This window comes from Altericroceibacterium endophyticum (assembly GCF_009827595.1).
Classification (GTDB): Bacteria; Pseudomonadota; Alphaproteobacteria; order Sphingomonadales; family Sphingomonadaceae; genus Altericroceibacterium; species Altericroceibacterium endophyticum.
The window spans coordinates 98276-112331 of the sequence record NZ_WTYT01000002.1; the positions used below are offsets into that span (position 1 = coordinate 98276).

General features: G+C 59.3%; 12 protein-coding genes. 8 read left to right on the forward strand and 4 right to left on the reverse strand.

The genetic code is table 11. From position 1 onward, the window contains the following. Positions 1 to 13: 13 nt before the first annotated feature. Both GRI91_RS04455 and acs read left to right on the forward strand, forming a co-directional pair. The gene (locus tag GRI91_RS04455) at positions 14 to 448 is read left to right on the forward strand and encodes a MarR family winged helix-turn-helix transcriptional regulator (protein ID WP_237437664.1); all 435 of its coding nucleotides are present in this window, start codon (positions 14 to 16) and stop codon (positions 446 to 448) included. A 96-nt stretch (positions 449 to 544) separates the two neighbouring features. Then, complete coding sequence (acs, locus tag GRI91_RS04460) at positions 545 to 2485, forward strand: acetate--CoA ligase (protein ID WP_160735447.1); 1941 nt, start codon at positions 545 to 547, stop codon at positions 2483 to 2485. Between the two features lie 13 nt (positions 2486 to 2498). On the opposite strand, the gene GRI91_RS04465 is transcribed toward acs, so the two are convergent. Genes GRI91_RS04465 through GRI91_RS04475 form a run of 3 tightly spaced genes read right to left on the reverse strand, consistent with a single transcriptional unit; the run spans position 2499 to position 4996 of the window. Next, positions 2499 to 2972 carry a GNAT family N-acetyltransferase gene (locus tag GRI91_RS04465; RefSeq protein WP_419866824.1) on the reverse strand — a complete coding sequence of 158 codons (474 nt, stop codon included), beginning with the start codon at positions 2970 to 2972 and terminating at the stop codon, positions 2499 to 2501. Positions 2973 to 3002: 30 nt separating this feature from the next. After that, positions 3003 to 3944: an alpha/beta hydrolase gene (locus GRI91_RS04470; RefSeq protein ID WP_160735448.1), complete on the reverse strand. Its 942-nt coding sequence runs from the start codon at positions 3942 to 3944 to the stop codon at positions 3003 to 3005. A gap of 14 nt (positions 3945 to 3958) precedes the next feature. Continuing rightward, positions 3959 to 4996 carry an amidohydrolase family protein gene (locus GRI91_RS04475; protein ID WP_237437665.1) on the reverse strand — a complete coding sequence of 346 codons (1038 nt, stop codon included), beginning with the start codon at positions 4994 to 4996 and terminating at the stop codon, positions 3959 to 3961. 243 nt (positions 4997 to 5239) lie between these two features. Between GRI91_RS04475 and GRI91_RS04480 the strand changes: the two genes are divergently transcribed. From GRI91_RS04480 to bioB, 3 genes are all read left to right on the forward strand, one after another. Next, the gene (locus tag GRI91_RS04480) at positions 5240 to 7711 is read left to right on the forward strand and encodes a membrane-bound PQQ-dependent dehydrogenase, glucose/quinate/shikimate family (protein ID WP_160735449.1); all 2472 of its coding nucleotides are present in this window, start codon (positions 5240 to 5242) and stop codon (positions 7709 to 7711) included. Between the two features lie 264 nt (positions 7712 to 7975). Next, entirely contained in the window at positions 7976 to 9256 is a 1281-nt protein-coding gene (locus tag GRI91_RS04485) for an O-acetylhomoserine aminocarboxypropyltransferase (protein ID WP_160735450.1), read from the forward strand. Beyond that, positions 9256 to 10290 (forward strand): biotin synthase BioB, encoded by a 1035-nt coding sequence (gene bioB, locus GRI91_RS04490; RefSeq protein ID WP_237437666.1) that lies wholly within the window; start codon positions 9256 to 9258, stop codon positions 10288 to 10290. The genes GRI91_RS04485 and bioB overlap by 1 nt, the downstream gene beginning before the upstream one ends. Positions 10291 to 10469: 179 nt before the next feature. Here bioB and GRI91_RS04495 read toward each other — a convergent pair whose 3' ends face one another. Beyond that, complete coding sequence (locus GRI91_RS04495) at positions 10470 to 10904, reverse strand: hypothetical protein (RefSeq protein ID WP_160735451.1); 435 nt, start codon at positions 10902 to 10904, stop codon at positions 10470 to 10472. A gap of 298 nt (positions 10905 to 11202) precedes the next feature. Between GRI91_RS04495 and GRI91_RS04500 the strand changes: the two genes are divergently transcribed. The 3 genes from GRI91_RS04500 to ygiD all read left to right on the forward strand — a co-directional run bounded on the left by GRI91_RS04500 (position 11203) and on the right by ygiD (position 14054). Beyond that, the gene (locus tag GRI91_RS04500; RefSeq protein WP_160735452.1) at positions 11203 to 12399 is read left to right on the forward strand and encodes an aromatic ring-hydroxylating oxygenase subunit alpha; all 1197 of its coding nucleotides are present in this window, start codon (positions 11203 to 11205) and stop codon (positions 12397 to 12399) included. 224 nt (positions 12400 to 12623) lie between these two features. Then, positions 12624 to 13109, forward strand: a complete 486-nt coding sequence (locus tag GRI91_RS04505; RefSeq protein WP_160735453.1) for a VOC family protein — start codon at positions 12624 to 12626, stop codon at positions 13107 to 13109. Between the two features lie 162 nt (positions 13110 to 13271). After that, entirely contained in the window at positions 13272 to 14054 is a 783-nt protein-coding gene (gene ygiD / locus GRI91_RS04510; RefSeq protein WP_160735454.1) for a 4,5-DOPA-extradiol-dioxygenase, read from the forward strand. The last annotated feature ends 2 nt before the right edge of the window (positions 14055 to 14056 follow it).

Consider the following 14056-nt stretch of genomic DNA (forward strand, 5'->3'; position numbering starts at 1 on the left):
AATCAATTTTCCTATGCTGCAATCTATGGTTGATACTTTGCGCGATCCCCTGCCTGATTTCCCCGGCTACTCGCTTCGCCGTGCGGCGAATGCGACGAGTGCCGAACTGAGCGCACGTCTGGGCACGCTGGACCTGCGGCAGGTAGACGCCTCGGCCATGATGCTGATTGAAAGCAATCCCGGCGTAACGGGCAGCGCGCTAGCCCGCCAGCTGGATATTCAGCGCGCCAATATGGTGCCACTTCTCAAACGGCTGGAAGATGCCGGGCTGATCGATCGCGCTCCCATCGATGGCAAATCTCAGGGGTTGGAGCTTACCACCACGGGCCGAGAGCGCGTCACCGCGGCGCGGCACACCATCGAAACATTCGAGCACGAATTGCTCGCCCGCGTTCCGGAGGAACACCGGGCGCATCTGCTGCCTGCGCTGAACGCCCTGTGGCAATAGACGTCAGCGGTCGGTTTACACGTTTTTCCTGCCTCTCCGCTGGATTTTCCCGGCCTGCGCCCTTACGTCGGTAAATACGCTTTTTGGGAGCAGGATATGACAAACAAAGTCTATCCGGTGTCAGATAAGTGGGCGGAAAATGCCCTGCTAGATGCCGGAACCTACGAAGAGAAATATCGGCGGTCGATTGATGATCCGGACGCATTCTGGCGCGAGGAAGCGCAGCGGATCGATTGGATCAAACCCTTTACCGAGGTGAAGGACACCAGTTTCGACCAGGCCGATTTTCGTATCAACTGGTTTTCCGATGGCACGCTGAACCTGTCCGCCAATTGCCTCGACCGCCATCTGGCTGCGCGCGGCGACCAGCCGGCCATATATTGGGAACCGGATAATCCGGCGGATGAGGCCCGCACTCTCACCTATCGCGATCTCTATGAAGAAACCTGCCGCTTTGCCAATGCGCTGAAGGCCAATGGCGTGAAGAAGGGCGACCGGGTCACGATCTATCTGCCGATGGTTCCCGAAGCCGCGGTTGCCATGCTCGCCTGCGCCCGGATCGGCGCGGTGCATTCGGTGATCTTCGCCGGTTTTTCTCCCGAAGCGCTGGGCAACCGGATCGAGGATTGCGACAGCGATATCGTCATCACCGCCGATGAAGGAAAACGCGGCGGCAAGACCATCCCGCTGAAAGCCAATGTTGATGAGGCGCTGGACCATCACGCCCATGTCAGCCGGGTGATCATGCTGCGCCACACCGGTGCGGATGTGCCGATGAAGCAGGGCCGCGACATTGACTGGGCCGAAGCGGTGAACAACCAGCCCGCCGAGTGCGAGCCGGAAGAAATGAATGCGGAAGATCCGCTGTTCATTCTTTATACCTCTGGCTCCACCGGCAAACCGAAAGGCGTACTTCATACCACCGGCGGCTATGCCGTTTGGACCTCGATGACCCATCAATACAGTTTCGATTACCGGGCGGGCGATGTCTATTGGTGTGCCGCCGATATCGGCTGGATCACTGGCCATTCCTATATCGTCTATGGTCCGTTTGCGAATGGCGCGACCAATGTGATGTTTGAAGGCGTGCCCAACTATCCGGACTTTTCCCGCTTCTGGCAGATCGTCGACAAATATAAGGTCAGCACGCTCTACACCGCCCCCACCGCTTTGCGCGCACTGATGCGTGAGGGCGATCAATGGCTGGAGAGCACCAGCCGCGCGAGTCTGCGCGTGCTCGGCAGTGTGGGCGAACCGATCAATCCCGAAGCGTGGGAATGGTATTATCACAAGGTCGGCAACGGCCAGTGCCCGATCGCGGACACATGGTGGCAGACCGAAACCGGCGGCCATATGATCACCCCGTTGCCCGGCGCCCATGCGCTGAAACCCGGCAGCGCGTCCAAGCCCATGTTCGGCGTCAAGCTGCAGATCCGCGATGCAGAAGGCACCGTGCTGGAGGGCGCGTGCGAGGGCGGCCTCGTCATCACCGATAGCTGGCCGGGTCAGATGCGCGGCATCTATGGCGACGCCGATCGTTTCTTCGACACCTATTTCAGCGCGTTCAAGGGAACCTATTTCACCAGCGATGGCTGCCGCCGTGACGAGGATGGCTATTACTGGATCACCGGACGGATGGACGATGTGATCAATGTGTCAGGCCACCGCATGGGCACCGCCGAGGTGGAAAGCGCGCTGGTGCTGCATGAACATGTGTCCGAAGCCGCCGTGGTTGCCATGCCGCATGAGGTGAAGGGACAGGGCATTTATTGCTATGTCACCACCATCGCCGGGGTGGAGGGTGACGACACACTGCGCAAGGAACTGATCAAGCTGGTACGGCATGAAATCGGACCCATCGCCAGCCCCGAAGTGATCCAGTTCGCGCCTGCCCTGCCCAAGACACGGTCGGGCAAGATCATGCGCCGCATCCTGCGCAAGATCGCCGAAAACGACACGTCCAGCCTGGGTGACACCTCCACGCTGGCAGATCCCGAAGTGGTCGATCAGCTGATCGCCGGGCGTCCGGACGTGTAAAGACTATGCCGCCTCAGTCGCTCAGCCGGTATTCGAAAAACTGGTTGAAGGCTGAGGCGGTGTAATCACCAAAGGCCTCGCAAGGGGTGAAACCGCGCCTGCGATAAAGCGCCAGCGCCGGTTCGAACGCATCGCCCGATCCGGTTTCGAGTGCGAGCCGCGCAAGCCCCCTTGCCCGCACCTGATCGATAATGTGGTCAAGCAATGCAGCGGCGACCCCACGCCGGAGAAAATCCGGATGGGTGCGCATGGACTTGATTTCGCCCAATTCGCCAGAATGCTCTTTCAGCGCGCCGATCCCTGCAATTCGGTCTCCTTCCCAGGCGGTCCAGACCGTAATCTCCCGAGCCTGAAGGCCAGAAAGGTCCAGCGCGAAGACCGATCCTGCGGGCGAATTACCCTCCATCGCGGCCATATGCAGCCGCAACAGATCGCGCACAGCATCGCCGCTTAAATCATCTTCGCAAATCGTAATCATCGTACCCATCCGGCTTTCTGTTCAGCCGGATGGATGCCCTCAGCGCATCAACCGGGCAAGTCCTCGTTTCAAATCAGTCGCCGCCTGATCCGCCAGCTGCGTATCGGGCACCATCTGGAAGCCATGGATCGCGCCCGCATAGACATGCATTTCCAGCGGCACCCCGGCGTCCACGAGCCGCCGCCCATAATCGAGGTCTTCATCCAGAAACAGATCGAGCGCGCCGGTCGCCAGAAAGGTTGGGGCGACACTCGACAGATCCTCCGCCAGCGCGGGCGAGAACCACCCCTTGCGCGCGTCATCGGGTTGATAATCACCGCGCAGAGCCTCCCATCCGAACTGGTTCTTTGCCCGCGTCCAGATGAATTCACCCGTATGGCGATTGCGCCAGGGATCGCTGTCACCGCCCACACGGTGGTCGAGCATCGGATAGATCAGCACCTGCCCTGCCAGTGCCGGCCCCTGCCGATCCCGCACCATCTGCGCCAGCGCCGCGGCGAGACCGCCCCCTGCACTTTCCCCCAGCACCACGATCCGATCGGCATCAATGCCCAGGTTATCGGCCTGCGCCACCATCCATTGCAACGCAGCAAAGCAATCGTCCTGCGGGCCGGGGAACGGGGTTTCCGGGGCAAGCCGGTAATCGACCGATACCACCACGCAATCGAGCGCAGCCGCCAGCGGCGCCTTGTCCGGGACCGCCGCATCGGCCGTCCCCACCACCATGCCGCCGCCGTGAATGTGCAGAATTGCCGGACGCAGGGAACCCTCCGATGGAGGGTTCATCACCAGCAGCCGCACACTGCCGCCATCCGGCCTCGGAGCAAAAGCCTCCTCAATCGGATATGGCGGCGGTGGGAGATCCGCTCCCGAAAACATCGGATTGGCGCGCAGCTCCGGCAGGCTTTCCGCCGTCAACGCATTATCCGGCATCTCCAGCATGGGCTGAATTTCCGGATCGACCAGATGACGGCTCGTCATGAATTACTACCCTCTCAATCGAGCGGCTTGATGTGGAAGATGCGTTCGGCATTTCCGTGATAGAGCGCGTGGCGTTCTTCCTCGGTTACGGGCGCCTGATCCATCCAGTCCACCGCCGGCTTCATTGGCTGATAGGGATAGTCGATGGCCCACAGGACATTGTCGATTCCCATCCGGTCGATCGAATAGCGCAGCGCCAGATCGTCTTCCACGCCGCTGGTAGTGAAGACGAAATTGTCCTTGAAATATTCCTCCATGCTGCGCTCGGTCTTTTTCGCGCGATTGGCGCTCTGGGCACGGCTATTCATGAAATTGATCCGCCAGATCCAGAACGGCACCGCCTCACCCATATGGCCGATGCAGATCTTGAGATTGGGGAAGGCATCGAACACGCCGCCCGCCATCATCCGCACCGCATGGGTGCCGACTTCCACGCCATAACCCCACATCGCACTGTCCATGCCGTAATCCTGCAACGGACCTTTCAACGTGTCGGAGGCTCCGCGCGGATGGATATAGATGCAGGCATCGTGCGCTTCTGCCGCCTCAAGGATCGGCCAGAATTTGGGATCGTCGAAATATTCGCCATAGGTGTGGCTGTTCACGATCAGCCCGTTGAGCTTCAATTCGCTCATCGCGCGGTCGATTTCCTTCGCCGCGCGCTTGGGCGAATGCGGCGCAAAGCTGGCAAGCCCGGCAAAGCGCGTGGGATTGTTGTGGCAGATTTCCGCCATCCGGTCATTGGCCAGCGCGGCGAGATCGGTGGCCGTATCAGCATCGAACATCTGCACGCCGGGCGCAGTGAGCGAGAGGAGGTGCATATCCACGCCGAGCTCATCCATCTGGCTAAGACGCTTATCCTGAACATCCAGCAGGCCGCCTAGGAAATCCATCGCATCATAGCCATCGGCCCCGGGTTGCGCGTCGTAAATGCCTTTCACCAGCAGCTTGTCGAGTGCCTGAGTCGGACTATTCGCCACCTTCTTCAATTCCGCAGCTACTTCCGGAATTGACCAAGCTTCCTCGGTCGCGATCTTGCGCATTTTCGCCATTATCATCTCCCATTTGTTTTATTGATCAATCACGTTCCACAGGCGGCGCGTCTTGGCAACCCAAGAATAGAAGCCGGTCGCGTAAGAAAACGGGAGAATTTTTCACTCTACATATAATATTCCGTTGACAGCTTTCACCGCCTCAGCGGCAAATCTGTCAAACGAACAAATCAAGAAAAATCCGGGAACTGGACATGGTTAATAATAGTCAAGCAAATCAAACGCTACTGTCTGGATCATGCCATGGAAACTGCGCTTCCCTCTCCCTCAATAACCGCCCGGATCGTCGGTGCCATATTCGGACTTCTGGGTCTGATACTCGCGGCTGGCGGCATCTATCTGGCCATGCTGGGCGGATCGTTTTATTATCTGCTTGCCGGTGTGGGCCTGTTGGTATCCGGCCTGCTGCTCTTCCGAGGGCATAAGCTGGGCGCGTGGCTCTATGTCGCGGTGTTTGCACTGACGGCAATCTGGGCCTTTTGGGAAAGCGGCAGCAATCCCTGGGCCTTGATACCGCGATTGGTCGGTCCCGCGATTCTGCTGGCACTGGTTGCGCTCATCTCTCCCCTGCTCGGCAAACGCACCACGTCCTGGCCTTTGGCAATCGGTGGTGCGGTGGTCAGCCTCGCATTTCTTGCCCTCTCGCTCTGGGGCGTATCCTCATCGCAGGCGCCGTGGCTGAAGCGCGATCTGCCGACCGGTCCCTATGGCGATCTGACACAGGCAAGCGGTGATGACTGGACATCATGGGGCGGCACCCAGGCTGGTCAGCGTTACTCGACCCTCAACCAGATCACGCCTGCAAATGTGGACAAGCTGCAGCGCGCATGGGTCTCGCATACGGGCGATCTCCCCCAAGGCGCGGGCAAAGGCGAATATGCGGTGGAGAATACTCCGCTGAAGATCGGTAATCGTCTCTATAGCTGCACGGCGATGGATCAGGTGGTGGCGCTCGATGCCACGACCGGCAAGGAAATCTGGCGCTACGATCCGAAAGTCTCCACCGACGCGATACCCTATTCCGCATCCTGCCGCGGTGTCGTCTATTACCGCAAGGGTGCCTCTTCCGATGGCGAGGCAGGTACACATCACACCCGCACGAACAGCGGCTTCCAGACTGCCGCACTCGAAGAGGACAATGACACCGAACAGAGCGACGGCGTCTGCGCAGCGCGCATTCTCTGGGGCACACTGGATGGCAGGCTGATCGAAGTGGATGCCGACACCGGCAAACCATGCGCCGATTTCGGCAATAATGGCGAGGTGGATATCAAGCGGGGAATGGGCCGCGTCTATCCCGGCATGGCGGCCATCACCGCCCCGCCGGTGATCGTCCATGGCAATATCGTCACCGGTCATCAGGTGATGGACGGCCAGATGAATGATGCACCATCCGGCGTGATCCAGGCATTCGATGCCACCACCGGGAAATTCGCCTGGGCCTGGGATCTTGGCCGGCCCGGCGAATATGGTATGCCGGAAGCGGGCAAGACCTATACCCGCGGGACCCCAAATATGTGGACCAGCCCGTCCGGCGATGATGCTCTGGGCATGGTCTATATCCCGCTCGGCAATTCCTCTTCCGACTATTACAGTTCGGATCGCAGCCCCGAGGAGAATGAATATTCATCCTCACTCGTCGCTCTCAATGCCGATACCGGTCACCCGGAATGGAAGTTCCAGACCGTACGCAAGGATGTGTGGGATTACGATCTCGGCAGTCAGGTAACGCTGGTGAACCTGCCGGGCGACATTCCCGCAGTAATCCTGCCTTCAAAGCGCGGCGACCTCTATGTGCTCGACCGGCGCACCGGCAAGCCTCTGACGGGCATCAAGGAAGTGAAAGCCCCCGGCGGAGGCGTGGAACCTCCCGAGCGCGCACCGTATCAGCCCGTCTCCGGCTTCCACAATCTGCGCAAACCGCAACTGACATCGCGCGATATGTGGGGGATTAGCCCGGTCGACCAGATGCTCTGCCGCATCCAGTTCGCCAAGGCCGATTATCGCGGTGGTTTCACGCCACCTTCAGCAGACCAGCATTCGGTGGAATATCCGGGCTATAATGGCGGGTCGGACTGGGGATCGGTAGCGATCGACCCCGTGCGCGGCGTGATCGTGGCCAATTACAATGACATGCCGAATTACAATAAGCTCGTGCCCCGGGCGAAGGCCAACAAGCTCGGCTGGGAACCGCGTGGTCCGAAGGGTAATCAGGGCGGCGGCCATGCTGAAGGGGCTGGCGACCCGCAGGAAGGCGTACCCTATGCCATCGATGTGAATGCGGGCTGGCGCCTGCCGCTGACCGGATTGTTGTGCAAGGAGCCCCCCTATGGCGGCATTCAGGCAATCGACATGAAAACCGGCGAAACCATCTGGGACCGGCCACTGGGCACTGCCCGCAAGAATGGCCCCTGGGGCATCGCCATGCACCTGCCCTTCCAGATCGGCACGCCCAATAATGGCGGGTCTGTGGTGACAGCCGGCGGACTCGTCTTCATCGCCGCGGCGACCGATGACCTGATCCGCGCGATCGACCTGAAGAGCGGCAAGACGCTCTGGACCGATGCGCTGCCCGGCGGGGGACAGGCCAATGTCATGACCTATGCCGTCAACGGCAAGCAATATGTGCTGATCGTGCCAGGTGGCCACCACTTCATGCAGACCCCGGTAAGCGATGCGATCATCGCCTATGCGCTGCCGGGCACATCAGCCTGATAAGCGACCACAGGAAACCACGGAAAGAGGCCGCATCCCATGATGGGGTGCGGCCTTTTCGCTGATTATCGAACGACAGCCAGAAGCATTTCGGCCATCACCTGCGACTCATGCGCCAGACACGGATGCGTCAGGGAAGTGGCAGAGATGCGCAACGCAGTCTGTGCGGCGCAAAGCCAGTTTCATCGCATCAATGCTGACAGCTCCGCCCCCCGCTTCTATAGACGCAGTTGAAACACAAAAACGCCAAGTGCAGGAGCAAGAATGTCCGATCAGCTGAAGCCCGAAACGCAAGCCGTCCATGCCGGCACCGCGCCCGATCCTGCCACCAACGCCCGGATCACTCCGATCTATCAGACCGCATCCTATGTCTTTGATGACAGCCAGCACGCGGCCGATCTGTTCAACCTTGATGCGGTTGGCAATATCTATTCACGGCTGACCAACCCCACCAATGCCGTGTTGGAAGACAAGATTGCGGCGCTCGAAGGCGGCGCGGCAGCGCTGGCAACGGCATCGGGCCATGCGGCACAATTGCTGGCCTTTCACACACTGATGGAACCGGGCTGCGAAATCGTGGCCGCGAAGCGGCTTTATGGCGGCTCGCTCAATCAGCTGGGCGCTTCATTTTCCAAGATGGGTTGGCACACCAACTTTGTGGATGCGGATGACGCCGCCAATGTCGCAGCCGCGATCACAGATAAAACCCGCGCTGTCTTTATCGAAAGCCTCGCCAATCCGGGCGGCGTGGTGCAGGATATCGCAGCCATCGCCAAGGTTGCGCATGAGGCCGGGGTGCCGCTGATCGTCGATAACACCATGGCCACCCCGATGCTGTGCCGTCCGATTGATCATGGCGCCGATCTGGTGGTGCATTCCGCAACCAAATTCCTGAATGGCCATGGCAATGCGATTGCCGGCGTATTGGTTGACAGTGGCCGTTTTGACTGGGCGGCATCGGACAAGTTCCCCTATCTCACCCAGCCCAACCCGTCCTATCACGGCAAGGTCTTTACCGAAGCCTTTGGCAATCTGGCCTTCATCCTTGCGGCCCGCGCATTGGGCCTGCGCGATCTGGGGCCGACACTGTCGCCGATGAACGCATTTCTGGCGCTCACCGGAATGGAAACGCTGCACCTCAGGATGGAACGGCATTGCGCCAATGCACAAAAGCTCGCCGAATGGCTGAAGGCCCATCCCAAGGTCGATTGGGTGTCCTATGCCGGGCTGCCCGACAGCCCCTATCACGCGCTGGCCCAGCGCTATCTCGGCGGCAAGGGCGGCGCCGTGTTCACCTTCGGCCTGAAGGGCGGCTATGATGAAGGGGTGAAGCTGGTGTCGGAAACCAAACTGTTCAGCCATCTTGCCAATATTGGCGATACGCGTTCGCTGATCATCCACCCCGCCTCCACCACCCATAGCCAGCTTGAGGGCGATGCACTGGTGCAGGCCGGTGCCGGTCCGGACGTGGTCCGCATCTCGGTCGGGATCGAACACATTGACGATATCATTGCCGATATGGCGCAGGCCCTGGATGCAATCTGATGCCGGATAATATGGACATAGCCGCGCCGCGTTCTGACTGGACGCGCGCGGAAATAGCCGCATTGTTCGATCTGCCTTTTACCGAATTGCTCTTTCGTGCGGCCTCCGTTCACCGGGCGCGCCACGCGGCGGATGAGGTGCAGCTCTGCACGCTGCTGTCGATAAAGACCGGTGGTTGTCCGGAGGATTGCGGATATTGTTCGCAGAGCGTCCATGCGGATAGCGGTGTCAAAGCCACCAAGCTGATGGATGTACGCGAAGTGCTCCAGCGTGCGGCGCAGGCCCGCGATCAGGGCAGCCAGCGTTTCTGCATGGGGGCCGCCTGGCGCAACCCCAAGGCACGTGACATGCCCAAGATCGTCCAGATCGTGGAAGGTGTCCGGGCCATGGGGATGGAAACCTGCATGACACTGGGCATGTTGACGCCCGATCAGGCTGCGCAGCTGAAGGAGGCGGGGCTAGATTATTACAACCATAATATCGACACCGCGCCGGAGCGTTATGAAGATGTGATCACCACTCGCACGCTGGATGACCGTCTGGAGACGCTGGACAATGTGCGCGGTGCCGGCATCAATGTCTGCTCCGGCGGAATTGTCGGCATGGGTGAAAGCCGGGAGGATCGCGCCAGCTTCATCCATACGCTGGCGACATTGCCGCAGCATCCTGAAAGTGTCCCGGTCAATGCACTGGTACCGGTCAAAGGCACGCCGCTGGGTGATATGCTGGCCGATACGCCGCTGGCCAAGATTGATGACATCGAATTCGTTCGCACGGTGGCGGTGGCGCGGATCACCATGCCTTTATCCATGGTGCGCCTCTCCGCGGGCCGCGAAAGCATGAGCGACAGCACGCAGGCTCTGTGCTTTATGGCCGGGGCCAATTCGATCTTCACTGGCGAGCAATTGCTCACCGCACCCAATGCCGGTGATGACAGTGACGCGGCGTTATTCGCCCGACTGGGTCTGCGTCCCATGACGGGCGAGGAACCGCTTCGTGCGGTGAAAGCAGACGTCTGCGAAGCCGCCGAATAAAGAGAGATTATGCCGGGCGATCCGATGATGGAAGCGCGTGTGACGGAGGAGTGCTAACCACCATCATCGGATCGCACCGACTGGCTTTGGGTCGATAATACAGGGAGGCATCCCAAATTTGCGCATCCGGCCCCTATGCATAACCGCCCGCCGCCAATGGCAAGGCCATTCAGTGACCTCTATTGTTGATAGGCGGGCTCCGCGGGCAGCAGCCCCTGATCAATCAGCAACATGCCCAGATGCTTGGTCATTTCCTGCATGGCGGGTGCCCGCTCAGCACCAACCAGCGCTTCAAACAATTGAGCGTTCTGCCCGGCGTGGTCATCTGCCTGTTGCGCGATGAAGGACAGAATGATCGCCTCCCCTTCCGCGATCCGTCCGCCACAAGGCGGCGCAAAACCGAGCTGCCGCGACCCATGCACGGCGAGCATGGCCATGATCCGGTGGAAAGGCATAGCGGCTTCAGCCACACCCAATTCATGAAATGCAGAATTGACCGCGCCGACCGGGCAGCGATGCTGCTGGGCCGCATTGACCCATTCACGCATCACACAGACAAGCAGCCTGCCTCCGGCATTCAGGGCCGCAATTTCGCGATCGAGATAATTATACATTGATCTGCTCCCTTGCTTCGAAAACAACCTTAATGCGAGTAATTATCATTCGCAAGTGAATGTTGGCGAATCTATGGGTAAAATCGCCGGGACCGGATTATCTGATTGTTTTTGCGTTCCTCTTTTCCGCCCAACCCGGAAAATTCCCTCGGAACCCTAAAAGGCGAGACATCATATGGTGCGCGCATATGCATGTTCCTGACGACAATTTTTAGAACGCGCCCTGCAAAGCATGGTTGGGAAACAAGGGGTAGGGTTTCAGCATCCCAGACGGACCTTCTCATGAAGAGGTGATGCGATGACGCTTTTGACCAACCAGTTTTTCGACAGCTTTGCCAGCTCGGTCAAGCCGACAGAGGAAGCGGAAACGCTGCCCCCTGAAATCTATACGAGTGACGAATTCTACCGCTTCGAAAAAGAGGCTCTCTTCTATCGCGAATGGCTGTGTGTCGGCCGTCAGGAATGGGTGCCGGAATCGGGTGACTATTTCACCACCAGCCATGCCGGTGAACCGATCATCCTCGCCCGTGGCCGTGATGGCGAGCTGAAAGCGATGTCCGCCGTGTGTCAGCATCGCGCCATGCTGGTGGCAGAGGGCAAGGGCAATTCGCGCGGCTTTGTCTGTCCCTATCACCATTGGTCCTATGATCTCGACGGGACGCTGGTGGGCGCCCCGGCCATGAGCAAGACCTGCAATTTCGACAAGGCGAAGAACAACCTGCCGAAGTTGCAAGTTGAAGTCTGGCACGGCTTCGTCTTCGTGAATTTCGATCCTGAAGCGCCGTCGCTTTCCTCCCGTATGGCACCGCTGGAAAGCGTGGTGGCCAATTATGATTTCGAAAAGCTGCGCGGCCCGGAACCGGTGGCGCATGAATATGCCTGGAACTGGAAGGTCCAGTTTGAAAACAACAATGACGGCTACCACGCCAGCCGCCTGCATCAGGGCCTGCATGATTATATTCCCAGCTCAATGGCAAGCTTCCCCGAAGTGCCCAAGGAAACCGCCGGCTATTACCGGCTGAATGGCTCCACCCATAAAAATGCCAGCTTCAACCCCACCGAAAAGGCACTGTTCCCCATATTCCCCAAACTGACTGAAGAGGAACAGAACCGTCTGCTCTTCGTCAATCTGCCGCCGACGCTGTCGCTGGTCGTGCTCAATGATGTGGTGATCTATCTGATCATGGATGCGCGCGGACCGGACAAACACGGCCTCACTTTCGGCAGTCTGTACCTGCCAGAGGCGCTGGAAGATCCGGAATTCGAGAAAAAGCGCACCATGAATGACGAACACACAGCCGACATCGTCGCGCAGGATCTGCATGTCGATCTGCTGGTGCAGCAGGGGCTCAATTCGAAATTCGCCCCGCGTGGCCGCTATAGCTGGCAGGAAGATGCACAGCGCCAGTTCAATCAATGGCTGGTCGATCGGTACTGGGACGAATGGGATCGCCAGCGCGGACCGTCTGCCCCCGTGACCAAATTGCGGGCCTGATCCAATTTTGGTCTGACCCTCTGCCGGGTCAGCCCGACTTTTATCATCGTACTCCCACGCGAAGCCGGTCTCCTTTTTGGAGGCCGGCTTTTTGCTTTTGGGCCGCGAAGGCATGTCTGGCGCGCGCATAGTCAATAAATTGTTCGCCGGCTGACAGGGCACAACGCCCCTCCCGCTGATAGCGCTGCAGGCACTTCAACAGCTATGAGCGGAGACTCACAAATATGGCCAATTCGCTGATTTTCGTCGATCTTCCATCGGATGATCCGTCTGCCGCGGGCAAATTTTACGCCGAAGTGCTTGGCTGGGAAAATGACCCTCGGCCTGAGGGCGTGTTTCACCGCATGGTCCCCGGCGGTTTCTTCAAGAACAAGGATGGCAGCGACAGCCAGATCGGCAATCTGCACCTTGGGATCAACGATGCCGCCAATATGCGGCCCCATCCCGACCCGGCACCGCAGGCCCCCTTCAAACTGGCAACCGATGGCCGCAAACCGCGCGTCTGGATTCTGCTCGACGATGATGAAAAGCCTGAAGACGTCCTGAAAAGGGCCGAAGATCGCGGTGCCACGATCCTGTGGCGCAAGCATTACTGGGCCGAATTCAACGGCCTGAACCATGCCTTTGCCGACCCCTGGGGCAATGAAATCATACTCTGGGAAAAGGGCGGCGACAGCCCCGACGTACCCGCTGATTACACACGCGAATAATCGGCTCGCAGAGGGGCGTGCCAACAGGTTGTGCGCACAGATGCAAGACCGGCACGCCCCCGCCACCATAGTTTTCAATCATCAAGTCCACACGGATCGGCCACATGAACGGGTTGCAATGGCACGGGAAAAACAAGTGAATTTCTGCGGGGAGCGCACAGCATGAGCCGCATGCCCATCGTCTTTTTCGGCCATGGCAGCCCCATGGTCGCCCTCGAGCAAAGCGCCACCACGCAAAGCTGGAAAACGATTGCGGACCGGATCGGTAAACCGCGCGCCATATTGTGCATTTCTGCCCATTGGCTAACCCGGATGACCGCCGTCACCGCGATGGACAATCCGCGCACGATTCATGATTTCGGCGCCTTCCCACAGGCCTTGTTCGATGTGCAATATCCCGCACCGGGCGACCCGGAACTCGCTTTGCGGGTGAAGGACCTGCTCGATCCGATGCCCGTTGCGCTCGATCAGAAGTGGGGGCTCGACCACGGTACGTGGTCGGTGCTGGTCCACGCCTTTCCCGATGCGGATATACCCGTGGTCCAGCTGGGCATGGATGTGAATAAGAGCACCGCCGAACATTGGCAGGTCGGCGAAATGCTGCGTCCGCTCCGCGATGAAGGCGTGCTGATCATGGCCACCGGCAATATCGTGCATAATCTGCCGGCCATGGATTGGGGCAATCCCGATGCCCCGCCGTATGACTGGGCCGAACGCTTCAACAACACCATGCTCGACGCCGTCGTCGATGACCGGCCGCAAACCGTGATCGATTTCGCGCAGCTGGGCGAAGACGCACGCCGCAGCGTGCCCACACCCGACCATTTCTGGCCACTGCTTTACATGTTGGGTGCGCGTCATCCTGACGAAGCAGTCGAGCTGGAGCCCAATTTCATCCAGCACAAGTCGCTTGGCATGACGAGCATTCTGATCGGCGCACAATGACG

Excerpts from the sequence above, each read along its gene's own strand:
- GRI91_RS04455 (WP_237437664.1), top strand. The coding sequence starts at position 14 with ATGCTGCAATCTATGGTTGATACTTTGCGCGATCCCCTGCCTGATTTC.
- acs (WP_160735447.1), top strand. The coding sequence starts at position 545 with ATGACAAACAAAGTCTATCCGGTGTCAGATAAGTGGGCGGAAAATGCC.
- GRI91_RS04465 (WP_419866824.1), bottom strand. The coding sequence starts at position 2,972 with ATGGGTACGATGATTACGATTTGCGAAGATGATTTAAGCGGCGATGCT.
- GRI91_RS04470 (WP_160735448.1), bottom strand. The coding sequence starts at position 3,944 with ATGACGAGCCGTCATCTGGTCGATCCGGAAATTCAGCCCATGCTGGAG.
- GRI91_RS04475 (WP_237437665.1), bottom strand. The coding sequence starts at position 4,996 with ATGGCGAAAATGCGCAAGATCGCGACCGAGGAAGCTTGGTCAATTCCG.
- GRI91_RS04480 (WP_160735449.1), top strand. The coding sequence starts at position 5,240 with ATGGAAACTGCGCTTCCCTCTCCCTCAATAACCGCCCGGATCGTCGGT.
- GRI91_RS04485 (WP_160735450.1), top strand. The coding sequence starts at position 7,976 with ATGTCCGATCAGCTGAAGCCCGAAACGCAAGCCGTCCATGCCGGCACC.
- bioB (WP_237437666.1), top strand. The coding sequence starts at position 9,256 with ATGCCGGATAATATGGACATAGCCGCGCCGCGTTCTGACTGGACGCGC.
- GRI91_RS04495 (WP_160735451.1), bottom strand. The coding sequence starts at position 10,904 with ATGTATAATTATCTCGATCGCGAAATTGCGGCCCTGAATGCCGGAGGC.
- GRI91_RS04500 (WP_160735452.1), top strand. The coding sequence starts at position 11,203 with ATGACGCTTTTGACCAACCAGTTTTTCGACAGCTTTGCCAGCTCGGTC.
- GRI91_RS04505 (WP_160735453.1), top strand. The coding sequence starts at position 12,624 with ATGGCCAATTCGCTGATTTTCGTCGATCTTCCATCGGATGATCCGTCT.
- ygiD (WP_160735454.1), top strand. The coding sequence starts at position 13,272 with ATGAGCCGCATGCCCATCGTCTTTTTCGGCCATGGCAGCCCCATGGTC.